Source organism: Streptomyces gilvosporeus (assembly GCF_002082195.1).
Classification (GTDB): Bacteria; Actinomycetota; Actinomycetes; order Streptomycetales; family Streptomycetaceae; genus Streptomyces; species Streptomyces gilvosporeus.
The window spans coordinates 3,267,272-3,293,806 of record NZ_CP020569.1; the positions used below are offsets into that span (position 1 = coordinate 3,267,272).

Annotated in this window: 22 protein-coding genes; 10 read left to right on the forward strand and 12 right to left on the reverse strand. The window is 70.6% G+C overall.

The features are described from left to right. Window positions 1–112 precede the first annotated feature (112 nt). Genes B1H19_RS14460 through B1H19_RS14470 form a run of 3 tightly spaced genes read left to right on the forward strand, consistent with a single transcriptional unit; the run spans window position 113 to window position 3,224 of the window. Window positions 113–1,426, forward strand: coding sequence for an ABC transporter substrate-binding protein (locus tag B1H19_RS14460; RefSeq protein ID WP_083105141.1), 1,314 nt, complete (start codon window positions 113–115; stop codon window positions 1,424–1,426). Then, on the forward strand, window positions 1,423–2,373 hold the full coding sequence (locus tag B1H19_RS14465) for a carbohydrate ABC transporter permease (protein ID WP_083105142.1): 951 nt from the start codon (window positions 1,423–1,425) through the stop codon (window positions 2,371–2,373). Before B1H19_RS14460 ends, B1H19_RS14465 begins: the two co-directional genes overlap by 4 nt. Before the next feature lie 5 nt (window positions 2,374–2,378). Next, a complete protein-coding gene (locus tag B1H19_RS14470) occupies window positions 2,379–3,224 on the forward strand; it encodes a carbohydrate ABC transporter permease (protein WP_083109638.1) in 846 nt (281 codons plus the stop codon). Between the two features lie 57 nt (window positions 3,225–3,281). Here B1H19_RS14470 and B1H19_RS14475 read toward each other — a convergent pair whose 3' ends face one another. Continuing rightward, the gene (locus B1H19_RS14475; RefSeq protein WP_083105143.1) at window positions 3,282–4,754 is read right to left on the reverse strand and encodes an MFS transporter; all 1,473 of its coding nucleotides are present in this window, start codon (window positions 4,752–4,754) and stop codon (window positions 3,282–3,284) included. Window positions 4,755–5,000: 246 nt separating this feature from the next. On the opposite strand from B1H19_RS14475, the gene B1H19_RS14480 reads away from it, so the two are divergent. Further along, a complete protein-coding gene (locus tag B1H19_RS14480; RefSeq protein WP_083105144.1) occupies window positions 5,001–6,044 on the forward strand; it encodes an Lrp/AsnC family transcriptional regulator in 1,044 nt (347 codons plus the stop codon). Window positions 6,045–6,468: 424 nt separating this feature from the next. On the opposite strand, the gene B1H19_RS14485 is transcribed toward B1H19_RS14480, so the two are convergent. The 3 genes from B1H19_RS14485 to B1H19_RS39790 form a co-directional block, all read right to left on the reverse strand. Beyond that, window positions 6,469–7,293 (reverse strand): ArsR/SmtB family transcription factor, encoded by an 825-nt coding sequence (locus B1H19_RS14485; RefSeq protein WP_083105145.1) that lies wholly within the window; start codon window positions 7,291–7,293, stop codon window positions 6,469–6,471. 536 nt (window positions 7,294–7,829) lie between these two features. Next, window positions 7,830–8,141: a tyrosine-type recombinase/integrase gene (locus B1H19_RS39785; RefSeq protein WP_237289302.1), complete on the reverse strand. Its 312-nt coding sequence runs from the start codon at window positions 8,139–8,141 to the stop codon at window positions 7,830–7,832. Between the two features lie 88 nt (window positions 8,142–8,229). Beyond that, complete coding sequence (locus tag B1H19_RS39790) at window positions 8,230–8,547, reverse strand: hypothetical protein (protein ID WP_237289303.1); 318 nt, start codon at window positions 8,545–8,547, stop codon at window positions 8,230–8,232. A gap of 725 nt (window positions 8,548–9,272) precedes the next feature. Here B1H19_RS39790 and B1H19_RS14495 point away from each other — a divergent pair. Beyond that, window positions 9,273–9,950 (forward strand): hypothetical protein, encoded by a 678-nt coding sequence (locus tag B1H19_RS14495; RefSeq protein ID WP_083105146.1) that lies wholly within the window; start codon window positions 9,273–9,275, stop codon window positions 9,948–9,950. Between the two features lie 250 nt (window positions 9,951–10,200). Here B1H19_RS14495 and B1H19_RS14500 read toward each other — a convergent pair whose 3' ends face one another. Beyond that, a complete protein-coding gene (locus tag B1H19_RS14500; protein ID WP_083105147.1) occupies window positions 10,201–10,605 on the reverse strand; it encodes a hypothetical protein in 405 nt (134 codons plus the stop codon). Between the two features lie 79 nt (window positions 10,606–10,684). After that, window positions 10,685–10,933 (reverse strand): plastocyanin/azurin family copper-binding protein, encoded by a 249-nt coding sequence (locus B1H19_RS39265; RefSeq protein ID WP_237289305.1) that lies wholly within the window; start codon window positions 10,931–10,933, stop codon window positions 10,685–10,687. A gap of 1,163 nt (window positions 10,934–12,096) precedes the next feature. Between B1H19_RS39265 and B1H19_RS14510 the strand changes: the two genes are divergently transcribed. Beyond that, window positions 12,097–13,044: an ornithine cyclodeaminase family protein gene (locus B1H19_RS14510; RefSeq protein ID WP_083109639.1), complete on the forward strand. Its 948-nt coding sequence runs from the start codon at window positions 12,097–12,099 to the stop codon at window positions 13,042–13,044. 203 nt (window positions 13,045–13,247) lie between these two features. On the opposite strand, the gene ppdK is transcribed toward B1H19_RS14510, so the two are convergent. From ppdK to dusB, 3 genes are all read right to left on the reverse strand, one after another. Continuing rightward, the gene (ppdK, locus tag B1H19_RS14515; RefSeq protein ID WP_083105149.1) at window positions 13,248–15,995 is read right to left on the reverse strand and encodes a pyruvate, phosphate dikinase; all 2,748 of its coding nucleotides are present in this window, start codon (window positions 15,993–15,995) and stop codon (window positions 13,248–13,250) included. 580 nt (window positions 15,996–16,575) lie between these two features. Continuing rightward, window positions 16,576–17,151 (reverse strand): MarR family winged helix-turn-helix transcriptional regulator, encoded by a 576-nt coding sequence (locus tag B1H19_RS14520; protein ID WP_203237158.1) that lies wholly within the window; start codon window positions 17,149–17,151, stop codon window positions 16,576–16,578. Between the two features lie 143 nt (window positions 17,152–17,294). Continuing rightward, complete coding sequence (gene dusB, locus B1H19_RS14525; protein ID WP_083105150.1) at window positions 17,295–18,425, reverse strand: tRNA dihydrouridine synthase DusB; 1,131 nt, start codon at window positions 18,423–18,425, stop codon at window positions 17,295–17,297. 73 nt (window positions 18,426–18,498) lie between these two features. On the opposite strand from dusB, the gene B1H19_RS14530 reads away from it, so the two are divergent. Further along, window positions 18,499–19,944 carry an MFS transporter gene (locus B1H19_RS14530; protein ID WP_083105151.1) on the forward strand — a complete coding sequence of 482 codons (1,446 nt, stop codon included), beginning with the start codon at window positions 18,499–18,501 and terminating at the stop codon, window positions 19,942–19,944. Between the two features lie 24 nt (window positions 19,945–19,968). On the opposite strand, the gene B1H19_RS14535 is transcribed toward B1H19_RS14530, so the two are convergent. Continuing rightward, window positions 19,969–20,931 carry a helix-turn-helix transcriptional regulator gene (locus B1H19_RS14535; protein WP_083105152.1) on the reverse strand — a complete coding sequence of 321 codons (963 nt, stop codon included), beginning with the start codon at window positions 20,929–20,931 and terminating at the stop codon, window positions 19,969–19,971. A gap of 102 nt (window positions 20,932–21,033) precedes the next feature. Between B1H19_RS14535 and B1H19_RS14540 the strand changes: the two genes are divergently transcribed. The 3 genes from B1H19_RS14540 to B1H19_RS14550 all read left to right on the forward strand — a co-directional run bounded on the left by B1H19_RS14540 (window position 21,034) and on the right by B1H19_RS14550 (window position 24,421). Further along, entirely contained in the window at window positions 21,034–22,488 is a 1,455-nt protein-coding gene (locus B1H19_RS14540; protein ID WP_083105153.1) for an MFS transporter, read from the forward strand. Window positions 22,489–22,651: 163 nt separating this feature from the next. Beyond that, window positions 22,652–23,656 carry an aldo/keto reductase gene (locus B1H19_RS14545; protein WP_083105154.1) on the forward strand — a complete coding sequence of 335 codons (1,005 nt, stop codon included), beginning with the start codon at window positions 22,652–22,654 and terminating at the stop codon, window positions 23,654–23,656. Window positions 23,657–23,839: 183 nt separating this feature from the next. Then, the gene (locus B1H19_RS14550) at window positions 23,840–24,421 is read left to right on the forward strand and encodes a TetR family transcriptional regulator (protein ID WP_083109641.1); all 582 of its coding nucleotides are present in this window, start codon (window positions 23,840–23,842) and stop codon (window positions 24,419–24,421) included. A gap of 32 nt (window positions 24,422–24,453) precedes the next feature. Here B1H19_RS14550 and B1H19_RS14555 read toward each other — a convergent pair whose 3' ends face one another. Both B1H19_RS14555 and B1H19_RS14560 read right to left on the reverse strand, forming a co-directional pair. Next, on the reverse strand, window positions 24,454–25,092 hold the full coding sequence (locus tag B1H19_RS14555; protein ID WP_083109642.1) for a response regulator: 639 nt from the start codon (window positions 25,090–25,092) through the stop codon (window positions 24,454–24,456). A gap of 53 nt (window positions 25,093–25,145) precedes the next feature. Continuing rightward, on the reverse strand, window positions 25,146–26,363 hold the full coding sequence (locus B1H19_RS14560; protein ID WP_083105155.1) for a sensor histidine kinase: 1,218 nt from the start codon (window positions 26,361–26,363) through the stop codon (window positions 25,146–25,148). Between the last annotated feature and the right edge of the window lie 172 nt (window positions 26,364–26,535).

A 26,535-nucleotide genomic window follows, 5' to 3' on the forward strand; every position in this document is an offset into this window, starting at 1 on the left:
CGTACGTCACACCTGTGGGGCACAGTGGTCGGGCGTACGTGATCGACGATCATGCGGGGCCACGACCACGGGTATACGACCACAGACGCATGACCAGAAGGGGGCGACTTCCATGTCGGGTTCGGGTTCGAGTTCGGGTTCGGGTTCGGGTTCGGGTGTCGGCGACGGACCGGGCCGGCGGCGCGTGCTGGCCGGTGCCGGGGGCATCGCGCTCGGCGGGGCGCTCGTCGCCTGCGGGTCCAACACGGGGCGGGGCGGCGGTGGTTCGGGGCCGGAGATCAGTCAGTGGTATCACCAGTACGGGGAGCCGGGGACCCAGCAGGCCGTGCAGCGGTACGCCGCCGCGTACAAGAAGGCCGAGGTGCGGGTGCAGTGGCGGCCGGGGGACTACGACCGGCAGACGGCGGCCGCGCTGCTGACCGACTCCGGGCCGGATGTGTTCGAGGTCAACGGGCCGTTGCTGGACCAGATTCAGGGCGGGCAGGTCGTGGATCTGACCGCCGAGGTCGAGCCGGTCAAGGACGACTTCAACCAGGCGGTACTGGCACCCAAGATCTGGCAGGACCGGATCTGGGGCATTCCCCAGACCGTTGACCTGCAATTGCTGTATTACCGCAAGAGTTTGCTGAAGGCGGCCGGGGTGGCGCCGCCGCAGACGCTGGACGAGTTGGTGGACGCGGCGGGGACGCTGACCACGAAGAAGACCAAAGGGCTGTTCCTGGGGAATGACGGCGGGGCGGGGGTGCTGGGCGGGACGCCGTTGTTCGCCGCGGGGCTGAGCCTGATCGGCGACGACGGCAAGGTCGGGTTCGACGATCCGGCGGCGGCCCGGACGTTGGGGAAGATCCGGCAGCTGTACGCGGACAAGTCGTTGCTGCTGGGGGCGCCCACGGACTGGTCCGATCCGGCCGCCTTCGTCCAGGGGCTGACGGCGATGCAGTGGTCGGGACTGTGGGCGCTGCCGATGATCAAGAAGGCGTTGGGGGACGACTTCGGGGTGCTGCCGTTTCCGCGGGACGGGAGCGGCGGAAGGCCCGCCGTAGCGGTGGGTGCCTATGGTTCCGCCGTCAGTGCGCGCAGCAGGCGCAAGGCGGCTGCAAAGGCTTTCGCACGGTGGCTCTGGGTGGAGCGGACTGACTTTCAGCAAGACTTTGCGCTGTCGTACGGGTTCCACATCCCGGCGCGGCTCTCGCTTGCAAAGAACGCCAAGCAGTTGCAGCACGGCGCCGCCGCGGATGCCGTGCGGTATGCGACGGAGCACGGCCATGCCGAACCGCTGCTGTGGACCACCGCGGACCGCACCGTCTACCAGGACGCGCTGAGCCGGATCATCAAGGACGGCGCGAACCCGGAAACGGAGCTGAAGGGCGTGGTGCGCAAGGTCAACGCCGAGTTGCAGCGGGTCAAGAAGAAGTCCCGGGCATGAGTGCCGCGGACGTCCGGACCGGTGGGGCCGTCGCCAGGGCGCTCGGGGCGCAGCGGCGGAATCTGTGGTTCTGGATCTTCGTCGGGCCGTTCGCCGTCGGGCTGGGCCTGTTCACCTACGTGCCGCTGGTGTGGAGCCTCTACCTCAGCTTTTTCGACGCGCACAACACCGTGACACCCACGGGCGACGACTTCGTGGGACTGGGCAATTACACCGCGATGCTGGGCGACGGTGCGTTCCTGAGCAGTCTGGGGACGTTCGTGCTGTTCACGGCCTTCATCGTGCCGGCGACCTATGTGCTCTCGCTGGGGCTCGCGCTGATGGTCAACCGGCTGCGCCTGGCCCGGGCGTTCTTCCGTTCGGTGTTCTTCCTGCCCACCGCCTGCTCGTATGTGGTCGCGGCGGTGATCTGGAAGCTGTCGATCTTCAACGGGGTGCGGTTCGGGCTGGCCAACACGGTGCTGGGGTGGTTCGGGGCGGATCAGACGGCGTGGCTGTCGACGACCCATCCGCCCTGGTACTGGCTGGTCATCGTCACCGTACGGCTGTGGCTGCAAGCCGGTTTCTACATGATTCTCTTTCTTGCGGGGCTGCAAAGGATTTCACCGCAGTTGTACGAGGCGGCGGCGGTCGACGGGGCGCGGGCCGGCTGGCAGGTCTTTCGGCACATCACGTTCCCGCAGTTGCGGGCCACGTCCGTGGCGGTGGTGCTACTGCTGGTGATCAATGCCTTCCAGGCGTTCGACGAGTTCTACAACCTGCTGAGCGATGCCCGCGGCTATCCGCCGTACGCCCGGCCGCCGTTGGTCTATCTCTACTACACGGCGCTGGGACGGGATCAGAACCTCGGTCTGGGCAGTGCGGGCGCGGTGATCCTGGCGCTGATCATCGCGGTGGCGACGGTCGTCCAGGCCCGCTGGTTCGGGCTCGGCCGAAAGGAAGGGTGAACTCCGTGCACGATGCCCACGATGCCCTCGCACGGGCCGGGCGGGCGCTGCGGGTGGTGCTGCTCATCGCCCTCGCCCTGCTGTTCCTGGTGCCGTTCTACCTGCTGGTACGGAACGGGCTGGCCAGTGAGCAGGAGATCACCTCGCCCGACTGGACGTTCTTCCCGCACGAGCTGCGGTGGTCGCATCTGGCCGAGGTCTTCCAGGACCCGGGCCTGCCCATGGGGCGGGCCCTGTTCAACTCCGCGGTGATCGCGGTCTCGACGACCGTCGGCACGGTGGTGCTCGCCTCGCTCGCCGGGTACGGGCTGGCGCGGATCCCGTACCGGCATGCCAACGCCGTCTTCTACGCGATCCTGGGCACGCTGATGGTCCCGGCGGCGGTGACGTTCGTTCCGAGCTTTGTGCTGGTGTCGTCGCTCGGCTGGATCTCGACGCTGCGCGGGCTGGTCATTCCGACCCTGTTCAGCGCATTCGCTTGCTTCATCTTCCGGCAATATTTCCTGGGCTTTCCGCAAGAACTGGAAGACGCGGCGCGGGTGGACGGGCTCGGGTACTGGCGGACGTACTGGCGGATCGTGGTGCCCAACGCCCGGCCGGTCTTCGCCGCGGTCGGGACGATCGTGTTCATCGGGGCCTGGAACGCGTTCCTGTGGCCGCTGGTGATCGGTCAGGACCAGGAGGCGTGGACGGTGCAGGTGGCGCTGTCGACGTTCACCACGGCGCAGAACCTGAATCTGCACGAGCTGTTCGTGGCGGCGGCCGTGTCGATCGCCCCGCTGGTCGTCGTCTTCCTGCTGCTCCAGCGGTACATCGTGGCGGGGGTGGAGCGCAGCGGTATCGACGACTGAGGGCCGCCGCCCGCTGCGCCCTGCCCCTTCACCTGCCCCTCCCTCCCGCCCCTTCCGTCACCCCGCCCGCTCGTCGTCGGCCGGTGCCGTCATGAACGCCGCGGCCGCCCCCGTCGCGAGGAGGAGGGCGACGGCCAGCCCGAAGGCGTCCCGCGCCCCGTTGAGCACCGCCTCCCCCGGCACCGTCCCGTGGGCGGCCGCGCCGCGGAAGAAGACCGTCCCGAGCGATGCGACGCCCAGCGTGCCGCCGAGTTGCTGGACGGCGTTGAGCAGGCCGGCGGCGGACCCGGTTTCGTGCGGGCGAACCCGGTGCAGGGCGGTGGTGAAGTACGGGACGGCGAACAGCCCTTGGCCCAGGCCGCAGACCGCGAGCGCGGGCGGCAGCAGCCAGGGGAAGGCGGTCGCCGGGCCGGTGGCGTAGACCGCGAGGGCGGCCGACGTACCGAGCAGCAGCGCCGCCAGCCCGGCGAACATCACCCGCGGGCCGTACCGCGGCACCAGCCGGGTGCCCGCGATCCAGGACGAGACCGCCATCGCACCCGACCACGGCAGCAGCGTCAGCCCGGCGGGCAGCACGTCGATATGCGGGCCGAGTTCCAGCTGGAGCACCACGACCAGGGTCAGGCCGTTGACGACGGCGAAGAAGAGCGTGGACGCGGCCAGCGCGGCGGAGAAGCCGCGGTGGCGGAACAGCCCGGCCTCGACCAGCGCGCTGCGGCCGCGCCGGGAGCGGTGGCGCTGGTGGCAGGCGAAGGCGACGAGAACGGTGACGCCGGCGGCGAGGGCCGCCCAGCTCTCCGCCGGCCATCCGTCCGCACCGCCCCCGGCCGTACCGCTCTCGATCAGGGGGAACACGGTCAGGCCGATGCCCAGGACCGCCAGCGCCGTACCGGGCAGATCGAGGCGCGGCCGGTGCGCGGAGCGGTCCTCGCGCAGCAGCGGCGAGGCGAGCAGCACGCCGAGGCCGAGGGGGATGTTGACCAGGAACACCGCCCGCCAGGAGGAGCCGAGCAGATCGGCGTGGGTGAGCACGCCGCCGAGCACCGGACCGCACACCGCGGCCAGGCCCATGACCGGGCCGATGCTGCCCATGGCACGGGCGAGTTCGGCCCCGTCGAACATCCCGCGGATCATGCCGATGGTCTGCGGAATCACCAGGGCCGCCGCGGCGCCCTGGACGGCCCGCGCCGCGATCAGCGTCCCGGCCGAGGGCGCCAGCGCGCAGGCCAGCGAGCCGAGCAGGAACCCCACGACGCCGATACGGAAGATGCGTGCGCGCCCGGCGATGTCGCCGAGGCGGCCCCCGGTGATCAGCAGCACCGCGAACGGCAGCGTGTAGGCGGCTCCGTACCACTGGATGTCGGACGCGGGGCCGCCGAGGTCGGCGCGGATCACGGGTGCGGCGACCGGGGTGATGGTGGAGTCGAGCAGATTCATCGCCTCGGCGACCAGCAGCGTGGCCAGGGCGGCCCAGCGCCACCGGTAGGCCGTGGTCGGCGGGGGCGTCGTCGGCGGCGCCTCTGTCGTCATGGGTCCGTCCCTTCGCTATGTGTTCCGGGTTACGTGTGCCGGGGCCGACCGTGCGGGGCCGGGGAGTACCGGTGCCCGTGCGGCCGGGGCGTTCACGACGAGGGTGCGGAGACAGCGGGGCTGGGTTCCACCGGGGACGCCAACCTCAAAGATTTCTTCCAAAAAGACCCGGACAGAACGAGATCGATTCCACCCTCTCCACATTCATCTCCGCATTCGTCCCCGCATCCGTGCTTGAGTGGCGTCATGCTCGACGACCTGGACCGCGGCCTGGTGCACGCCCTGCACCTCGATGGCCGGGCACCCTTCAGCCGGATCGCCGCCGCGCTCGGCGTATCGACCCAGACCGTGGCCCGCCGCTATCGCCGGCTGCGGGCCGAGGCCGGACTGCGGGTCGTCGGGCTGCCCGACCCGCACCGCGCGGACCGCGCCCAATGGCTGGTCCGGCTCACCGCGACCCCGCGCGCCGCCCAGGATCTCGCCCGCGCCCTGTCCCTGCGGGCCGACACCTCATGGGTCAAGCTCGCGTCCGGCGGCACCGAGATCCTCGCGGTCGTCCATACGCCGACGGGCACCGACGCCGGTCACTCACTGGTGCTGCACGACATCCCCCGCACCTCCGGTATCACGGCGGTCTCTTCCCACTACCTGCTCCACACCTACCTCGGCGGCCCCACCGCCTGGCGCGGGCGGGCCGACGCCCTCACCCGTCGCCAACAGCAGCAACTCCGGCCGTCCGACGAGCCCGACGCCGCCGCCCGCACCCCCGCCGCCCCTCTCCCGGCCGCCCGGCAGCGCCTGGCCGACACCGACGACGGCCTGCTGCGCGCTCTGGAACGGGACGGCCGGGCCGGTCAGACCGAACTCGCCGCCGCCACCGGCTGGTCGCCGGCCACCGTCGCGCGCCGCCTCGCCGAACTCCGGGCCGTCGGCGCGCTCTTCTTCGATGTGGAGATCGACGACGCGGCGTTCGGCGCCACGACGCAGGCCATGCTGTGGATGGCCGTCCCCCCGGCGCACCTCGACCACGTCGCGAGCAGCCTGGCCGGGCACGACGAGCTCGCGTTCGTCGCCGCCACCACTGGCCCCACCAATCTGGTCGCCCAGGCCCTGTGCCCCGACCCGGCCGCGTTGCACCGCTACCTCACCCACCGCCTCGACGCCCTCGACGCGATCCGCGCCCTGGAGACGTCCCCTGTACTGCGCACCGTCAAGGCGGCGGGCCCGGTCCCGCAACCGGCCGCGGCCGCCCGCCGGGCCGCCTCCCCCGGCCGCCGTCCGACGGGCTAGGGACGGAGCGGAACCCGGGCGGTTGTGGAACGGAAGGCTCTGTTCTTACGAGAACAGCATCCGAACTCCGAGCCACTGCGGGAATTCGCACGGAATTGAGGAGAGCCGGAGTTGAATCCGTTGCCGGGCGGCGGCGTTCGAGAACGTATGGCACACGGAGGCCACCTTCCGCGAACGGCCGGCGAGGCGGCGGTGTTGCGTCTGTGCGACGCGCCGACCGCGGGCGGGGACTCACTGTCGGCCGATATAGCAGCCGTCTACAACTATTTGCCGCCGGAAATCCGGACACGGATTAAATTGAGCGCAGGCGGTGCCCGACTATCATCCGGGCCGGGGTCGCCGATTCTACCCCACGGCCCAACTGGCGTTATTCCAGGCGGAGTTCCCGCCCACCCCGGGGAGCGCACCCTCCCCCACGCCCCGCCTACACCTCCACCGGCTGCGCTCCCCGCAGCAGTGCCGCGCCCAGTGGCGTGAGGGTGTGCAGGACGGCGTTGCCCTGGCGCAGGGTGTGCAGGAGGCCCGCATCGCGCAGGACGGTTGCGTGCTGGCTGGCGGAGGCCAGGGATATGTCGACACGGCGGGCGAGTTCGCTGGTCGTGCAGCCGACGCCGATGCCCTGGAGGATCTCGGAGCGGGTCTGGCCGACGAGCCGGCCCAGGGAGCGCTCGGGCGGGGTGGGCGGGGCCAGCCGGGGCAGCAGATGCTCGACGGGGTAGACCAGAACGGGCGTCAGATCCGGGTTGTGGAAGGTGACCGGGGTGCGGCGACAGAAGTAGGACGGCAGCAGGAGCAGCCCCCGCCCACCCAGATGGAGATCGCGGTCCACCGGGTAGTCGCATTCCAGAACGGGCGCGTGCCAGCGGAGCATCGGCGGGAGCGAGGCGAGCAGCCGGTCGGCGCCGCCGTCCAGGAGGGCGCGGCCGCGGGCGGCCCGGTCGGCCTCGATACGGCTCTGGACGCGCGGCCAGTACGGGGCGACGGCGGCCTCGTAGTAGCTCCGGAGGATGCCGGCGAGGCGGCCGAGCGAGCGGGTGCTGCCCTGGGCCATGTCGCGTATCCACGCCGGGAGCGGACGGGCGGCGGTGGACAGCCGCGCGAGTTCGTCGTGCAGCCGGACGTCCGGGGTCTCGCGCAGCGCGGCGAGCGCCTCGTCCATGCCCAGGAGCCCTTCGGCGGGCGTCAGGAAATCGGGGAAATAGCCCCGGGTGGGCACCAGCGGCGCCAGGAGACGCGTTTCGCCATTCAACCTTCCCCGCGTTTCCGATCGCCATCTGCCGAATGCGGAATCGTCGCGTCTGTCGCGCAGGCGGTGAAAGCTCAATACGGTCTCCCACAGCGCGTCCGGGCGTGCAGCAATGCGCACCCGGGCCAGATCGAGGCCACTGAAATGGACGCGTAACACCGAACCCCCACCTTGGTTTCTTTAGGTTGCCCCCCGGTACGCCCTGAGTATGCACGCCAACACGCGCGGTCACCATGCCCTTTTGGCCAGAGTTGAAACGGGTCGCGCCGCCGGGCGGGCGGACGGAATGCTGTACTCAATTCAACGGCGGTGCGAACGGAACGGATTGCTCGATCCCGTGGGGGGTGATGGGCAAATGACCGGCCGCTCAGCGGTCCCGTTGAAGAGCCGCCTTCCCGCGCCGACCGGGGTGGCGGCAGCTCCCGAGGGGGGAGCCCGGAGAAAGAGCGAGGGCGGCACCTCCGCACAGGTGCCGCCCTCGTCGGGGTGACCTGCACAGATGTCGAACTGGTGGGCTGCCAGGGCACTCTGGGGGCACATCAGGCCAGAACCGCGTCGATGCTGTCCGCGGTGTCGTCCTCGTCGTCCTCCCGTAGATGCACGCAGAGGTCCCACATGATCGAGGGCTTCGCGTGCCCGAGGAGCCGCTGAACCTTCTTCACTGCAGCCCCGTGCTTGATCAGCACGGAAGCGAAGAAGTGCCGCAGGGCATGCGGCGGGGTGTCCTCTAGAACACGGAGCCGCGCCCCCCACTCCTCCTCCAGCAGCTTGTTCGCCCGCCGCACGATCCGGGCCCAGGTCTTGGCCCACGACCCGCGACGGACCGGAGCGTGCACCTCGCTCACGAACATCAGCCGGGCCGTACGCGTCCTCGGGTTACGAGGACCCGTCCGATCCTCGATCTCCATCTCGCGCGGAGGTACTTCGCGCGGTGCGGCTTCACCGTTTCGGCCGCCGACGCCGACAGCGCGGCCTCCAGGGGGTGCGAAGGCTGATCGGAGCGAGGACGTGCGATCCGTCCTTGACCCACGCGTGTACGTCGGACCGCTTGATCCCGGCCGGCAGTCGGCTGCCGAAGGTCGGGTAGATCTGTGGGCGCAGCGCCCGCGCCACGTTCGGCTCCGTGCGCTCCCGGTGAGTCGCCGAGGTCCGCCACTCCTCGGCGAACGACCGGAAGTCCTTGCGCTGCTTCCCGCTGGCGTCCCGCCAACGGGCCTGCCAGCGCTTCCCCTGCCCGTGCTCGCTGGTGGCGACCATCTTGCGCGTCTTGCTGGTGTGTTCGCCGCAGGGCTTGTCGTCCTTGGCCGGGCGCCTTGGTGTCGATCAGGCGCAGAGCTTGCTCCAGTGAAAGGTCCGCCTGGGCCTCGTACGTCTCCGGTGAACCTCCGTACAGGCGTGGTCGGCCTGGGGGCAGGGCAGGGGGCCCTCCACCTTGATCGTGGACCCGGTCACCTTCGAACAGAAGTCATCTACGCGGCAATCGCTGCATGACAACCGGGTCTACGAATTCCGTCTCGTCTACGACGGATTCTGCCTCTTCGAGTCGACTGTCACGCAGGGTCGGCGCCCCTGTCCTACCCGCAGAAGTCCGCCGCCTCCTCGTATCGAGTCCGTCTTACCGCTCATTCTGGAATGAGCGGTAAGACGTCGTTTCTTTTGGTGGTGGATCTCTCCGATCGCACTGATCGCATTCCGTCCGCTTCGCTCACCCGCTCCACTCCACCCGTGCACGTTGGGTAGCCACCGCGGCAAGCAGGGCGGTGATCCAGGGCCGTTCCCAGGCGCTCGGTGCGTGGGCGACGCGGCCTGTGGATGGGGCGGTGACACCGAGTGAAAAGGGGGGCGTGGTCTTCGATAGGTGTCAGGCAATCCCTTGGCCTGGGCGGACCGTACGTAAAGGTGTGCAGAGGTTGCAGCACATGGCGCATTCCAGGAGGCCACCAATGAACGCGTCAGTACTTCGGCGCGGTGCCGCCACCCTCATGGCCACCGCCATCGCCGGCACCGCCGGCGTCGCCCTTACGGGCACTGCCAGCGCGACCACGTCCTACGATCACCCGCACCAGAGGGTCATCGTGATCGTTGTGAACGAGTCGCGCCATTGCAGGGCCTTCCATGTCGTCGAGACCGTCGTCATCAAGAAGGATCGCAAGGTCATCATCATCAAGAAGTTCCTGAGTTGCGACTTCCGGAGGCACAACGATTACTTCGCCAGAACATTCTTCTTCAATCGCGAATTCCACTTCAAGCACGAATTCCGCACACCGCACAGGGTGCACGTGATCAAGACACCGATCCACGTGACAGTCCCGCTCACCCCTGTGAAGGTCCCGGTCAGCACCAACCCGACCCACGTCTCGATCAACGAGCCGAGGACCCCGGTGAACCTCACCTCCCCGTCGTCGCTCGGCAGCCGCACCCCCGGGCACGTCAACGTGTCGCCCAGCGGCATCACCGCCGGCTCCGGTGCGGCGAGTGCGAGCCTGGGTGCCGGAGGCATCAGCGCCGGCTCCAATGCGGCGAGTGCGAGCCTGGGCGCCGGAGGCATCACCGCCGGCTCCAATGCGGCGAGTGCGAGCCTGGGCACCGGAGGCATCAGCGCCGGCTCCGGCGCGGCCGGTGTGAGCGTGGGTACCGGCGGCATGGCAGGGATGCGGTGAGTCGGCAGGCGAACAGGCAATCCAACCGATCGATCGGAGCTGTGGGACGGGCCCGGAAACATGGGCCCGTCCCACAGCCTCCTGCGGCAAGTGGCGCGGCCGATTCCTCCAGGGACGGAGGATGCGGGCACCTGGCTGGCCCCTGGGAACAGGACCCCGCCCTCCTTGTCGGCTACTTCGCTCGTCACGAGTCCGCTGCCACGTCAGACCAACCCGTTGGGCGCCCCGTGACTGTCGTGCCGCTTTCTGCTCACGCCCGCCTGCTCGGCGTGCGGTAACGGCTGACAGTGACGAAGCCGACCGCCGCGCCCACCATCGCCACTGCCTCTGCCACGGCGGACGCTGTCTTCTTCGGATACCACAAAGGCTCATGCATATTGGGCAGCGGCCCCAGAGAGCCCACGTCCACGTACCGGTACAGGAGCACCGCGCCGAGCGCCGACGCAGCCACCAGGAAAGCGAACGCCCACACCCAACGGTTCCGCGCGCTCACCAGCACCAGGACAGCCGCCAGCGCCGCCGCCGCTGCCTGGGCGCGGAACAGCGTCCCCTGGCTGATAACGGTACCTACCGAGTCGTAGGCATCCGCCAGTGCGACGTGCACATAGACGTCGACGGCCAGCCCAGCCGCCGTGAGCAGCCGTAGCAACCACATCTCACACCCCCGGCAACTTCGTCATCGGCAGCCAACTCACCCCGTTCGCCGGAGGCCGGCTGCCATGTCTTACGTCACGTCACTTCACTACGACCGTGCCGTGCATGAACGAGTGGATGTCGCAGCCATAGCTGAACGTGCCGGCGGAGTGGAACGTAAAGCTGTAGGAATCGCCGCCCCTGAGCACCGGCGAATTCAGCCCGCCCGCGCCGGTCACCGTGTGCGGAGCCCTGTCCTCATTGACCCAGGTCACCGTGGTGCCCTTGCTGACGGTCAGGGTGGACGGCGAGAACGCGAAGCCGGCGATCGCCACACCGTTGGACGCCACCGGTGCACCCGGAGTAGCGGGCGCCATCGCGACCGTGGGCGCCCCTCTGAAGTACCCGTGCTCAGCGAAATGCCGGCCGTGTCCGCCACCGGCCCACGCGCCCGCCGTGGAGAGGCTTGCGGCTGTGGCGGCAGCCACCAGAACGATCGCGACGCGACGGCGGCGAGTCCACTTCGAGGAATTCGCAACTGATCTAGGTGTCATGATGTCGACCCAATCCAACTCTGGTGTGGGTCTATGTGCGTCCCCGCCAGGATGCGGGTCGCACATCCGGACACAATCGACGATACTCTGCACATTCCCGGGGCGTACAGCGGCTGTTGGGGCCTCAACGCCGCGACCGGACGTGACAACACGGTCCACACACGCCTCATCAAGACGGCGCATCCGCGCAGCCCTCCGGCGCTACCACAACCACGCCATCCGACCTGGCCAGCGGATGCGAAATCGGCTTCCGCATTCCGTGCGCCTGCACTCCTCGCCCGGCCCCGGCTCCTGGGGGCTGCGGCCGCCTGGCTCCGCCCGCGCACGTTCGGTAGCCACCGAGCCGAGTGGGCAGCAATCCAAAACCACCCTGTTCGCGTATAACACATATGGACGTATGCGGAAATACGTGAGGTGTGGCATTTGGTACCGCCGGAACTTCTTTGCTGAACCCTCGACTGGAAAAGCCCAGACAGGCGAGAGGAGTGCATCATGATCGCCAAGCTGCTCGGAAAGTTGTCCTTCATCCGCAACTACGGTGCGTACGGGCTCCACGACTGGGGCACGCACACCGGCGACAGGGTGTGACCACACGGTCGGCGGGCGCCCCACGGGCTCGCCTGCCAGGCCGGCACCGCGCCTGGCAACACTCACAACGGATACGCCCCCGGCCCGCCGCTCACCGCGACGGGCCGGAGGCTTCGTGCGCCCTGCCTATCCGCCACCGGGCACACCGAGGGCACAAGGACCAGGAAGATCCCGAAAAACGACGGCACTTACTGCAAGTAGTTTCTGCACTTCAGACGCCGCATTCGAGGATCGTCACAGATCACAAAACCGAGGGCGGCACCTCCGCACGGGTGCCGCCCTCGCCCCGTGCCCGCGCGCCCCGTACCCGAGCGCCTCGTGCTCACGTGCCCCGTACCCGCTCGCCCCGCCGGGAGGGGATCATGGCCGTGATGACCCGCATCCTGACACGAAGCGATCTGCTGGCCGTCCTCGATCCCGCGTCGTCGACGGCGGCGTTGCGCGAGGGCTTCCGCGGCGACGGCACGGCGCCGGTCGCCGGGCAGCGGGTGCGCAGCGACCTCCCGTTCCCCGGTACGGCCACGGCGCTGATACCGGGTGTGCTGCCGGGTGTCGCCGCGTACACCGTGAAGGTCAACGCCAAGTTCCCGGGCGCCCGGCCCGCGCTGCGCGGGGTGATCTGTCTGCACAGCGGTGAGGACGGGGAGTTGCTCGCACTGCTGGATTCGGCCACCGTCACCGCGTGGCGGACCGGGCTGGCCGCCGCGCTGGGCACCCATGTCCTGGCAGCTCCGGATCCGTCGGGCGCCGCGGTGCTCGGGGTGATCGGCGCGGGGGCACAGGCCGAGCTGATGGTGCGCGGGCTGCGCGGACTGCGGCAGTTCGGGGGCCTGGTCGCGTACGACACCGATGCCGGCCGCGCCGCCGCATTCGCCGCCCGGCACGGCGGGCGGGTGCTGGGCTCGGCCGCCGAGGTCGCCGCGGCGGCCGATGTGGTGCTGCTGGCGACCTGGTCCCGCAGGCCGCTGCTGGGCCTCGCGGACACCCGGCCCGGACAGCACCTCACTACTCTGGGCGCCGATGAGCCCGGCAAACAGGAACTCTCCGCCGATCTGCTCGACGCCGCGCTCCTGGTGGTCGACGACCGCCAACTGGCCGCCGCCATGGGCGCCCTGGCGGCCGCGGACCTGCCGGCCGGCGCCGCCGATGCCACCCTCGGCGAGGTGCTGCGCGGCGCACACCCTGGCCGTACGACGGCCGCCGCCCGGACCGTCTACGCGCCCGTCGGGCTTCCCTGGCAAGATCTCGCGCTGGCCTGGGAGGCGTATCGGCGGGCGGAGCGGCTGGGCATCGGCGCGACGACCGATCTGCTCGGGTGAGCCGGGCGAGGCCGGGAGCCGGGGCGAGTCAGGCCCCAAGAGCCCGCCCGGAAAAGGGGCGAGGGCGGCATCTCCGCACAAGATGCCGCCCTCGTTGGGGTGACCGGAGCCGACAGCCAAGCAGGTTGAGGGTCGGGTACCTGGCGTATGCCGGCTCCGGTGGTGTGGGGGGTGCCGCGGCTCGGCCGCGGCACCCGTGTCGGTCAGCGGCTGTCGCTGCCCTGCGACTCGGCGGCCGCGCGGCCCGCCTCCAGCCGTGCGACCGGGATGCGGAACGGGGAGCAGGAGACGTAGTCGAGGCCGACCTCGTGGAAGAAGTGGACCGACTCCGGGTCGCCGCCGTGCTCACCGCAGACGCCGAGCTTGAGGTCCGGGCGGGTGGCGCGACCGGCCGCGGCGGCGCTGCGGACCAGCGAGCCCACGCCGTCCTTGTCGATGGTCTCGAACGGGCTGACGCCGAAGATGCCCTTCTCCAGGTAGGCGGTGAAGAAGCTGGCCTCGACGTCGTCGCGCGAGAAGCCCCAGACCGTCTGCGTGAGGTCGTTCGTACCGAAGGAGAAGAAGTCCGCCGACTCGGCGATCTGACCGGCCGTCAGCGCGGCGCGGGGCAGCTCGATCATCGTGCCCAGGGCCAGGTCGAGCTGCACGCCCGCGGCGGCGGCGACCTCGGCGATGACCTTCTCGGACTCCTCGCGGACGATCTCCAGCTCCTGGACCGTGCCGACCAGCGGGATCATGATCTCGGCGCGCGGGTCGCCGCCCGCCTTGCTGCGCTCGGCCGCGGCCTCGGCGATCGCCCGTACCTGCATGGCGAACAGGCCGGGGATGACCAGTCCGAGGCGGACACCGCGCAGACCCAGCATCGGGTTCTGCTCGTGCAGCTTGTGCACGGCCTGGAGGAGGCGCAGGTCGTTCTCGTGCTTCTCGTGCCGGGCCTCGGCGAGCGCGACGCGCACCGACAGGTCGGTGATGTCGGGCAGGAACTCGTGCAGCGGCGGGTCCAGCAGCCGTACGGTCACCGGCAGCCCGTCCATCGCCTCGAACAGCTCGATGAAGTCGGCCTTCTGGAGCGGCCGCAGCTGGTCGAGTGCGGCGTCCCGGTCGGCGTCGGTGTCGGCCAGGATGAGGCGCTCGACCAGTTCGCGGCGCTCGCCGAGGAACATGTGCTCGGTGCGGCACAGGCCGATGCCCTGGGCGCCGAAGCGGCGGGCGCGGGCGGCGTCCTCGGCGTTGTCGGCGTTGGTGCGCACGGCCAGGCGGCGCTGGGAGTCGGCGTACGACATCAGCCGGTGCACGGACTTGACCAGGTCGTCGGCGTCGGCGGCGGTCGCGTCGACGTTGCCCTCGAAGTACTCGACGACCGGGGACGGCACGACCGGCACCTCGCCGGCGTAGACCTTGCCGGTGGAGCCGTCGATGGAGACGACGTCGCCCTCCTCGACGACGGTGCCGTCGCTGGTCGTCATCCGGCGGGACTTGGTGTCGACCTCCAGCTCCTCGGCGCCGCAGACACAGGTCTTGCCCATGCCGCGGGCGACGACGGCGGCGTGCGAGGTCTTGCCGCCGCGGGAGGTGAGGATGCCCTCGGCGGCGATCATGCCGTTGAGGTCGTCGGGGTTGGTCTCGCGGCGGATGAGGATGACCTTCTCGCCCGAACGCGACCATTTGACGGCCGTGTACGAGTCGAAGACGGCCTTGCCGACGGCCGCGCCCGGGGAGGCGGCGATGCCACGGCCGATGGTCTTGGACTTCGCGTCCAGGTCGAAGCGGGGGAACATCAGCTGCGCCAGCTGTCCGCCGGTGACCCGCTGGAGGGCCTCGGCCTCGTCGATCAGGCCCTGGTCGACGAGCTGGGTGGCGATGCGGAAGGCGGCACCGGCGGTGCGCTTGCCGACGCGGGTCTGGAGCATCCACAGCTTGCCGCGCTCGATGGTGAACTCGATGTCGCACAGGTCCTTGTAGTGCGTTTCGAGCGTCTCCATGATCTGCATCAGCTGGTCGTACGACGCCTTGTCGATCTGCTCCAGGTCCGCGAGCGGGACCGTGTTGCGGATACCGGCGACGACGTCCTCGCCCTGCGCGTTCTGGAGGTAGTCGCCGTAGACGCCCTGGTGGCCGCTGGCGGGGTCGCGGGTGAAGGCGACGCCGGTGCCGGAGTCGGGGCCGAGGTTGCCGAAGACCATGGAGCAGACGTTGACGGCCGTGCCGAGGTCGCCGGGGATGCGCTCCTGGCGGCGGTAGAGCTTGGCGCGGTCGGTGTTCCACGAGTCGAAGACCGCGCGCACGGCGAGGTCCATCTGCTCGCGCGGGTCCTGCGGGAAGTCGCGGCCGGTCTCCTTGGCGACGATGTCCTTGAAGTGCCCGACCAGGCCCTGGAGGTCGGCCGCGTCCAGGTCGACGTCGACGACGACGCCCTTGGCGCGCTTGGCGTCTTCGAGGGCCTCCTCGAAGAGCTCGCCGTCGACGCCCAGCACGGTCTTGCCGAACATCTGGATGAGGCGGCGGTAGGAGTCCCATGCGAAGCGCTCGTCGCCGGCCTGCGTGGCGAGGCCGGAAACCGATGCATCGGACAGGCCGATGTTGAGGACGGTGTCCATCATGCCCGGCATGGAGAACTTCGCACCGGAACGCACCGATACGAGCAGCGGGTCGTCGGCCTGGCCGAGCTTCTTGCCCATCTGCCGCTCAAGGGCATCGAGGTGCTCGGAGACCTCGGCACGCAGTGCCGCGGGCTCCGCGCCGCTCTCGAGGTAGACCTTGCAGGCTTCGGTGGTGATCGTGAAGCCGGGAGGGACGGGAAGTCCCAGGTTGGTCATCTCCGCGAGGTTGGCGCCCTTGCCACCGAGGAGGTCCTTGAGGTCCCTGTTGCCTTCGGTGAAGTCATAGACGAACTTCACCGCTGCGGACGCAGAGGCGTTCGGGTTTACGTGGGGATCTTGTGTTTCCGGCACGGCACTGACTCCTCGCCGACGGGCTGCCCTGACGGCGAGGAACATACCCAGATCGAAGGCGTATGGGTACGTCCACTTGGTCGACATACGTGCGTAACCGGGTGTCAGCCAGCGGATCGATGGTGATCTTGCGTTCCGACTTAAGTTCACTACCTGAAGACATCATTCCGCTACGCAGTCGGAATCGGCCAATCCGTTACTCACCGCAATTATTCACTTGATCAGTCGAACAATTCTCGCCTGGCACCCAGTGCCATCATTGGAGAGGTGGAGTCGACCATGAGATGCTCATGTGAGCGGGACCCCTATCAGGGGTGGCGAGAATCACGCGCTCATGTGTGACCGGGTTCCATCATTTGGACCCTCTTCCGCGAGATGATCAAGGTGTGCGGCGATGTCGGAACCCCGGCTCATCGACCGGGAACCGGCTCCTCCTCCCGTGCCGTGAGACACCGGACGACGCGATCCGGCCATAGTTCCGGCCCGGCGCGGACCCCCACCGCGGCGCCCGGTTTCGTATACGGGGCGGGAGTTCGTGTGGTTCTCGGGGCCTCTGCGCTTCTCAGGACCTGTGCGGTTGTCAGGACCCCTTCGGCCGCCGGCCGCTGCGCCGCGGGCGCGGGTCCTGACCGCCCAGCAACTCCGCCCGGCGGTCCGCGCCATGCGTTTCGACCTGGTCGACGATCCGGCGCAGCAGGGCCGCCAGGTTCAGGACCTCGTCCTCGGCCAGCGCATGGGTGACGAAGGACTCCTCGGCGTGGAACTGCGGGAAGAGACGGGTCATCAGCGTCTCGCCCTCGGGGGTGAGGGCGAGCAGGGCGAGCCGGCCGTCCTTGGGGTGGGCGCTGCGCTCCAGCAGGCCGCGGCCCTGGAGCGTATGGGCGACGCCGGTGAGCGTGCCCTTGGAGATCCCGGCTTCCTCGGCCACCCGGCGGGTCTCCATCTGGCCCCAGATCCACACCACCCACAGCACGACGAAGGAGGTCCAGGTCAGATCGACGGTGCGCAGGACGGAGTTCTCGAAGTGCTGGCGTACGGCGGCCGCGGCACGGTAGATGCCCGCGACGGCGGCCATCTGTGCGTGCCGGACGGGTGTGTCGCCGAGCTTGGCCTGGACCGCCTTCTCCGTGTCCCCGATGGAACGGTATCCGCTCACCACGGCTTCTCCCTCGATCGCGCCCGGTTCCGTCACGGAACCCGTACGGGCTCAATCGATACCGCGGCCGGGGCCGGGCGGGCCGGATCCCCCGCCCTGGGGGCCCGCGGGATGTCACTCGGGCGGCCGCCGGTCGCGGCGCGTCAGCCGCCCGAGGTGTCCAGCTCCGCGTCCTCGCTGACGCCCGCGCAGTCGTAGGGGTCCTTGAGCCAGCCGTCCGGCAGCACCACCCGGTTGTTGCCGGAGGTACGGCCGCGGGGGCCATCCGCGCCCTGCGGCCAGGGCTGGTCGAGGTCCAGTTCGCCGAGGCCGTCCTCGAGCTCGGCCAGCGATCCGGTCATGGCCAGCCGCTTGCGCATCTCGGAGCCGACCGCAAAACCTTTCAGGTACCAGGCGACGTGCTTGCGAAAGTCGATGACGCCGCGTTTCTCGTCGCCGATCCACTCGCCCAGGAGCGCGGCGTGCCGCAGCATGACGGCGGCGACCTCGCGCAGATCGGGCGCCTTGGGCGCGCCGGTGCCCTCGAAGGCGGCCACCAGATCGCCGAAGAGCCAGGGGCGGCCCAGGCAGCCGCGGCCGACGACCACGCCGTCGCAGCCGGTCTCGCGCATCATCCGTGCGGCGTCGCCGGCCGACCAGATGTCGCCGTTGCCGAGCACCGGGATCTCGGGGACGTGCTCCTTGAGGCGGGCGATGGCGTCCCAGTCGGCGGTGCCGCCGTAGTGCTGGGCGGCGGTGCGGCCGTGCAGCGCGATGGCGGTCACGCCCTCCTCGACGGCGATCCGGCCGGCGTCCAGGTAGGTGATGTGGTCGTCGTCGATGCCCTTGCGCATCTTCATCGTCACGGGCAGGTCCCCGGCGCCGGTGACCGCCTCCCGCAAAATCGCGCGCAAGAGATTGCGCTTGAACGGCAGCGCGGAGCCGCCGCCCTTGCGCGTGACCTTGGGCACCGGGCAGCCGAAGTTGAGGTCGATGTGGTCGGCGAGGTCCTCCTCCGCGATCATGCGGACGGCCTTGCCGACGGTGGCCGGGTCGACGCCGTACAGCTGGATCGAGCGCGGCGTCTCGGTCGCGTCGAAGTGGATCAGCTGCATGGTCTTCTCGTTGCGCTCGACCAGCGCCCGGGTCGTGATCATCTCGCTGACGAACAGGCCCTTGCCGCCGGAGAACTCCCGGCACAGGGTCCGGAACGGGGCATTGGTGATCCCGGCCATGGGCGCGAGCACCACGGGGGGCTGCACCGTATGCGGGCCGATCTGCAGCGAAGACGTCATGCGCCCCATTGTCCCGCACCGCGCGGCGAGCCCTGCCAGGGCCACAGGTCCCGGATCGCTGTAGCGTTCAGCCATGCCCGAGCTCAGCCGACGACGACGTTTTCTGGTGCTGGCGATCTGCTGCCTGAGCCTGCTGATCGTCAGCCTCGACAACACCGTCCTCAATGTCGCGCTGCCGTCCATGCAGCACGAGCTGGGCGCCTCGATCTCCGGGATGCAGTGGACGATCGACGCCTACACGCTGGTCCTGGCGTCGCTGCTGATGCTGGCCGGATCGACCGCGGACCGGCTCGGGCGGCGGCGGATCTTCCTGGTCGGGCTGGTGGTGTTCTCCGTCGGCTCGCTGCTGTGCAGTCTGGCGCCCGGCCTGGGGTGGCTGGTGGCGTTCCGGATGGTGCAGGCGGTGGGCGGTTCGATGCTCAACCCCGTCGCGATGTCGATCATCACCAACACCTTCACCGAACCCCGCGAGCGGGCCCGCGCCATCGGGGTGTGGGGCGGGGTCGTCGGGATAAGCATGGCCGCCGGTCCGGTGATCGGCGGGCTGCTGGTCCAGTCCGTCGGCTGGCGCTCGGTCTTCTGGATCAACGTCCCGATCGGCGCGCTCGCGCTCTTCCTCACCCTGCGCTACGTCCCCGAGTCCCGCGCCCCCAGGCCGCGCCGGGTCGATGTGGTGGGCCAGCTGCTGGTGATCGCGCTGCTGGGCTCGCTGACGTACGCGATCATCGAGGCCCCGGACGCGGGCTGGGGCTCGACGAAGATCCTCGCCTTCGTGCTGCTGGCGCTGGTCTCGCTGGCGGCGCTGATCGGCTATGAGCGACGGCGTGCCGAACCGCTGATCGACCTGCGGTTCTTCCACAGCGCACCGTTCAGCGGGGCCACCGTCATCGCGGTGTGCGCCTTTGCCGCGCTGGGCGGCTTCCTCTTCATGAACACCCTGTACCTCCAGAATGTGCGCGGGCTGTCCGCCCTGGGCGCCGGGCTGTACATGCTCCCGATGGCCGGGATGACGGGGCTCTGTGCGCCGCTGTCGGGGCGGCTGGTGGGCAGCCGCGGACCCCGGATTCCGCTGCTGCTCGCGGGGACGTTCATGGGCGCCAGCGGGGTGCTGTTCGCGGCGTTCGAGGCGCAGAAGACGACGGCGCTGCTGTTCACCGGGTACGTCCTGTTCGGTATCGGCTTCGGCCTGGTCAACGCGCCGATCACCAACACCGCGGTGTCCGGGATGCCGCGCACCCAGGCGGGGGTGGCGTCCGCGGTGGCCTCGACCAGCCGCCAGATCGGGCAGTCGCTGGGGGTCGCGGTGATCGGCGCCGTACTGGCCGGCGGGGTGCGGCCCGGTGCCGGCACGTTCCTGGCGGTGGGGCGGCCCGCCTGGTGGATCATCGCGGGGTGCGGGGCGGCGATCCTGCTGCTGGGCGCGCTGACGACCGGGCGCTGGGCACGGGACACGGCGCGGCGCACGGCGGCGCTGTTCGAGGAGGAGCGGCGGGGCGGCCACGCGGCGGCGAAGGCGTAGGGCCGCGCCACCGGGGCCGCCGGCTCACGCCCCGGTGGCGGCCAGCTTCTCCAACTGTCCGAGGCGTTCTCGGGTCGTGTCGTCCACCGGCGTGTACGTCAGCAGCCTCGGCCCGGGGTTGGGGCCCGTCCACAAGCTGCTGGCGGAGAGTTGCAGGTCACCCACCTGGGGGTGGCGGATGACCTTGACGGCGCTCACCGAGCGGACGACCTCGTGCTGCGCCCAGATCTCACGGAATTCGGCCGACGCCTCCGTCAGCCGCGCGAGCAGCGCCTTCCAGGCCGGCTCGGCGACATGATCGGCCATCGCCGCCCGGAACTTGGCGGCCATCACCCGCTTCGAGTGCTCCAGATCGACCGTTCTCGTCCGCCAGTCGGCGTTGGTGAACGCCAGCCACAGGCAGTTGCGGTCCTCGTCGGGCAGTGCGTCGAAGTCACACATCAGCCGCCCGTAGGTGCTGTTGTAGGCGAGGATGTCGAACCGGCTGTTCTGGATGACCGCCGGGAACGGCGCGAGCCCGTCCAGGACCTGCCGCAGCGGCTTCGTCACGCCCGTGCACTCGGTGCCGGGCAGCGGGTCGGCCGCCCCGGCCAGCGCGAACAGATGGCTGCGCTCGGCGCGGTCCAGCAGCAGCGCGCGGGCCACCGCGTCCAGGACCTGCGGCGATACGTGGATGTCCCGGGCCTGTTCGAGCCAGGTGTACCAGGTGACGCCGACCGCCCCCAGGTGCGCGACCTCCTCGCGGCGCAGCCCGGGGGTGCGGCGGCGGGTGCCGCGCGGCAGGCCGACCTGCTCCGGTGTGATCCGCTCCCGCCGGCTGCGCAGGAAGGCGGCCAGCTCGGCCCGGCGGGCGGCGTCGTCGCGCGGGGCGGCACCGTACGGCGGGGCGGCGGCACCGGGATCGGCGATACCGGGATGGACGGTGGCGCCGGGGCGGGTCGTGGCAGGCTTCACCGGGGTGCTCCCGACGGTCAGGCTCGCGCTCATGGGGTCCAGCCTGCCGCAGTCCTCAGGCGGTTGCCAGGTAGCGCCGGTACCAGGATAAGAAAGCTCTGGTACCAGCCTGAGCGAACCGCGATCTTGGATGACGTGAGCGATACCCAAGTTCCGACCACCGTCCCCGCGGCCCCATCCACGGCCGCCCGACACCGCTCGGCGGCCACCCCGCTGCTGACCCCGACGGGCCTGCTGACCGTCCTCCTGGGCGCGGCCCTGCCGATGATCGACTTCTTCATCGTCAATGTCGCCCTGCCGACCATCGACCACGATCTGCACGCGGGGCCCGCGATGCTGGAGATGGTGGTGGCCGGCTACGGCGTCGCCTACGCCATGCTGCTCGTCCTCGGCGGTCGGCTGGGCGATATGGCCGGCCGCCGCCGGCTGTTCCTGTGGGGTCTGGCCGCCTTCGGTCTGACGTCCCTGGCCTGCGGGCTGGCGCCGGACGCCTGGACGCTGGTGGCCGCCCGGGTGGCCCAGGGCGCCGCGTCCGCGCTGCTGCTGCCCCAGGTGCTGGCCACCATCCAGGCCACGACGACCGGGCGGCACCGTGCGAGGGCCGTCAGCCTGTACGGCGGCACGGCGGGCGTCTCCAGCGCCGTCGGCCAGGTGCTCGGCGGGCTGCTGGTCTCGGCCGACCTGGCGGGCACCGGCTGGCGCGCCGTCTTCCTGGTGAACGTCCCGATCGCGGCCGTGGCCTGGCTGCTGGCGGTCCGTATGGTTCCCGAGACCCGCTCGCCGCATCCGAGCCGGGTCGACGGCCCCGGTACCGCACTGCTGGCCCTGACCCTGATCACCCTGCTGCTGCCGCTGACCGAGGGCCGGGCGGCCGGCTGGCCCCTGTGGTCCTGGCTGCTGCTGGGCGTCTTCCCCTTCGCCGCCCTCGCCTTCGTCCTCTTCGAGCGGCACGCCGAACGCGTCGGCCGGACCCCGCTGGTGCCCCCGTCCCTGCTGCGCATCCCCTCGGTGCGCAGCGGCCTGGCCATGCTGATCCCGTTCTCGATCGGGTTCGGCGGCTTCATGTTCGAGGTGGCGGTGGCGCTCCAGAGCGGGCTGCACTACGGGCCGCTGGCGGCCGGGGTGTCGCTCGCGCCCCTGTGCATCGCCTACTTCGCCGCCTCGCTGGCGGGCCCGCGGCTGGTGCAGCGCTTCGGGCGGCGGGTGGTGATCGCCGGGTCGCTGATCCAGGGCACCGGGCTGCTCGCACTGGCGCTGACGGTGCACGCCGGCTGGCCCGGCATCTCTGTGGCCGGTCTGGCGCCGAGCATGGCGGTCCTGGGGGTGGGCCAGGGTCTGCTGCTGCCGACCGTGATGCGCATCGTGCTGAGCGAACTGCCGACGGCCCAGGCGGGCGTGGGCGGCGGCGTCATGGTCACGACCCAGCAGTCCGGCCTCGCGCTGGGTGTGGCCACCCTCGGCACCGTTTTCCTGGCCCTGCTGCCGTCGGTCGGCATCCGCGATGCGCTGCTCGCCGCGCTCTACGCCCAGCTGGCGATCGTCATAGGCACCACGTTCCTGGCGCTGCGGCTGCCGCGGGCGGTGCGCTGACGGGGGAGCGGACGGGGTGGTGGAGCGGGTTCGTGGCCGAGGGGACGGGGCCGCTCACCCTCACGACTGACAAATATTGAAATCTGTCAGCCGTCATGTCACAGTGGATGCACGGGCCGGCCACCCCGGCCCCGTCCCGCCCCCGTCCCCTCAGGAGCACACCGTGCAGACCCGCACCCTCGGCACCACCGGCCCCCAGACCTCCGCCCTCGGCCTCGGCTGCATGGGCATGTCCGCCCTCTACGGCGACGCCGACCGCACCGAATCCCTCGCCACCGTCCACGCCGCCCTCGACGCGGGCATCACCCTGCTCGACACCGGCGACTTCTACGGCATGGGCCACAACGAACTGCTGATCAACGAAGCGCTCGCCACGGCCCCCGCCGCCGCCCGCGAAAAGGCCCTGGTCAGCGTCAAGTTCGGCGCCCTGCGCACCGTCGAGGGCGGCTTCACCGGCTACGACGGCCGGCCGAACGCGGTGAAGAACTTCGCCGCGTACTCCCTCCAGCGCCTGGGGCGCGACCACATCGACATCTACCGCATCGCCCGGCTCGACCCGGACGTCCCGGTCGAGGAGACCATCGGCGCCATCGCCGAGCTGGTCGAGGCCGGACACGTCCGCCACATCGGCCTGTCCGAGGTCGGCGCCGAGAGCCTGCGCCGGGCCGCCGCGGTCGCCCCGATCAGCGACCTCCAGATCGAGTACTCCCTGCTCTCCCGCGGCATCGAGGACGAGATCCTGCCCACCGCCCGCGAGCTGGGCATCGGCGTGACGGCGTACGGTGTCCTGTCCCGCGGCCTGATCAGCGGGCATTTCACCCGCGACCGCAAGCTCGCCGCGAACGACTTCCGCGGGATGAGCCCCCGGTTCCAGGGCGAGAACCTCGACCGCAACCTCGACCTGGTCGAGGCGCTGCGCAAGATCGCCGAGCAGAAGGGGATCACGGTCGCCCAGACCGCCATCGCCTGGGTGCTCTCCCGCGGCGAGGACATCGTTCCGCTGGTGGGCGCCCGCCGCCGCGACCGGCTGACCGAGGCGCTCGGGGCGCTGGACGTCACGCTGGACGCCGACGACCTGGCCGCGATCGAGCGCGCGGTCCCGGCCGGCGCCGCCGCCGGCGAGCGCTACCCGGCCGGGCAGATGGCCCACCTGGACAGCGAGCGGTGACCGCCCGGGGCGAGGGGCGGGCGCGGCGGGTACGGTCCGTACTGTCCGGCGCGGCGGCCGGCCGGTGCGCGTACCCGTGCGGTGCGCCCGCCGCCGGGTCTGCGGAGCCGCTGCCGGATGCTGGTATCCGCCAGCCGTCCGTCCCCCGCCCGTCCCCTCCCCTCCGAAAGGCCGGCCCGCCCCATGGCCCCCGAGACACTGACCCCCGAGCGCATCCTCGAAGCCACCGAGGAGGTGCTGCGCCGCTACGGCCCGGCCAAGGCCACGGTCGTGGATGTCGCCCGCGCCCTGGGGGTGAGCCACGGCAGCGTCTACCGCCACTTCCGCACCAAGACGGCGCTGCGGGAGGCGGTCACGGCGCGCTGGCTGGACCGTACGAGCCAGCAGCTGTCCGTCATCGTCTCGGACGAGGGCCCGGCCGACGACCGGCTGCGCCGCTGGCTCGCCGCCCTCTTCGAGGCCAAGCGGCACAAGGCCGGCGACGACCCCGAACTCTTCGCCACCTATATGACGTTGATCGGCGAGAGCGGCGGTGTGGTCGACCGCCATGTCACCGACCTGGAATCCCAGCTCACCACGATCATCGAGGCCGGCGTCTCGGAGGGCACCTTCCACACCCCGTCCCCCGCCAGCACCGCCCATGCCGTCTTCTCCGCCACCGGCCGCTTCCACGACCCCTGCTACGCACCCGAGTGGTCCCACCCGGGCATCACCGCCGACTTCGAGGCCGTACGCGACCTGATCCTGCGGGGGTTGCAGGCGTAGCGACGGTCTTTCGGCGGCAGGCGGGGAGGGTGTTACTCCCCGACCCCCAGGAACCGCAGCACCGCCAGCACCCGCCGGTGGTCCGCGTCCGCCTTCGGCAGGTCCAGCTTCGCCAGGATGTTGTTGATGTGTTTGGCCACCGCGCTCTCGCTCACCACCAGTTGCGCGGCGATGCCCGCATTCGACCGGCCCTCGGCCATCAGGGCCAGGACCTCGCGCTCGCGGGCGGTGAGGCGTTCGAGCGGGTCGCTGGGGCGCCGTACCAGCAGCTGGGCGACGACCTGCGGGTCCAGGGCCGTACCGCCGGCCGCCACCCTGCGCAGCGCCTCGATGAACTCCTCGACATCCGCGACCCGCTGTTTGAGCAGATAGCCCACCCCGCTGGTGTTGGCCGCGAGCAGATCGGCGGCATAGCGCTCCTCCACGTACTGGGAGAGCAGCAGCACCGCGGTCGCGGGCCACTGCTGACGGATCGACAGCGCGGCCCGCACCCCCTCGTCCGTGAAGCCCGGCGGCATCCGGACGTCGACCAGCGCGATGTCCGGCCGGTGTTCGGCGACCGCCGCCAGCAGCCCCTGGGCCTCCCCCACCTCCGCGACCACCTCGAAACCGGCCATTTCCAGTACCTTGACCAGCCCGATCCGCAGCAGAACGGAGTCCTCGGCGATCACGGCACGCCGCACGGCGGCCTTCGTCCCAGGGCTTGCCTCGTATGTCCCAGGGCTTACCTCGTGCACGGCAGCTCCACGCTCATCATGGTCGGGCCCCCCACGGGGCTGCTCATCCGGAAGGTTCCGTCCACCGACCGCACCCGCTGTGCGAGCCCCGTAAGACCGGTCCCCCTGGACGGATCGGCGCCGCCCACCCCGTCGTCGGCGATCACCACCCGCAGTATCCCGCCGAGCCGGGTGACCGTCACCTCCACCCTGGTCGCCTCGCGTGCGTGCTTGGCGACGTTCGTCAGCGCCTCGGAGACCACGAAGTACGCGACCGCCTCGACGGCCGGCGTCGCCAGCCGGGACGGCTGCGGCGGCAGATCCACCCGCAGCCGCACCGGCAGTGGCGCCCGGGCCGCGAGCCCGGACAGCGCCGCGTCCAGCCCGCGCTCGTCCAGCACGGCCGGATGCAGCCCGCGCACCAGGTTGTTGAGCTCCTCGATCGCGTCCTTCGCCTCCCGGTGCGCCGCGTCGATCACCTCCCGCGCCTCCGGCGGCAGCTGTGTCAGCGTCGCCTTGGCCAGCCCCAGATTCAGCGCCAGCGACACCAGCCGCTGCTGGGCGCCGTCGTGCAGATCCCGCTCGATACGGCGGCGCTCGGCATCGGCGGCGTCGACCGCCCCGGCCCGGCTCTCGGTGAGGTCGGCCACCCGCCGCTCCAGGTCCTCGCTCGGGTCGGGCCCCAACAGCGCGGGCCCGAGGTGGGTCTCCAGCCGTACCAGGGCCGCGGCGAGCGCCGGGACGGCGGCGAGCGCGGCGAGGCCGGCGAGGGTGACGTAGAACGCCTGGGTGTCGTGGCCGGCCCGCCACAGCGCGGGTAGCGCCCACATCCACGCGTACACCGTGGCGGCGGCCACGCCGGCCAACAGCAGGGACAGCAGCAGCACTTCGAGCCCGCCGAGCAGCGTCCCGACCAGGCAGTGGTAGCCGAACGACCGCTGCTGCCGCCGCCATACCGGGCGGGGGATGTCGATCCCCAGCAGCCGCCGGAAGCGCCAGCGCTGGGCGGCGGTCAGCGCCGGGGTGGAGAAGACCGTCAGCACCAGCGTGAACCCCAGGACCACCGGCTCCTCGTTGCCCTGCCCCAGGATGACCTCCATCCCGAGCCCGAAGATCATGAACAGCAGGAACCCCATGAGGAGGTGGAGCGGTATCCCCAGGGCGAGGAAGGACATATCGCGGGTCAGCCGGGTCAGCGTGCGCCGCGACCGGAGCGGGATTTTCATACGGCAACGGTAGGCGGCGGGCGCCGTGACCTGCCATGAAGCCCGTTGCCGTACCGGGGGTGTACCTGGTGCCACCCCAAGACGGACAGCGACGTTACTGACCGCGGCCGCCGGAAACCGGAGTGTTGATCACGAGCCCGAAGGCCGGGTTCGCGACACCGAAAGAGACCTG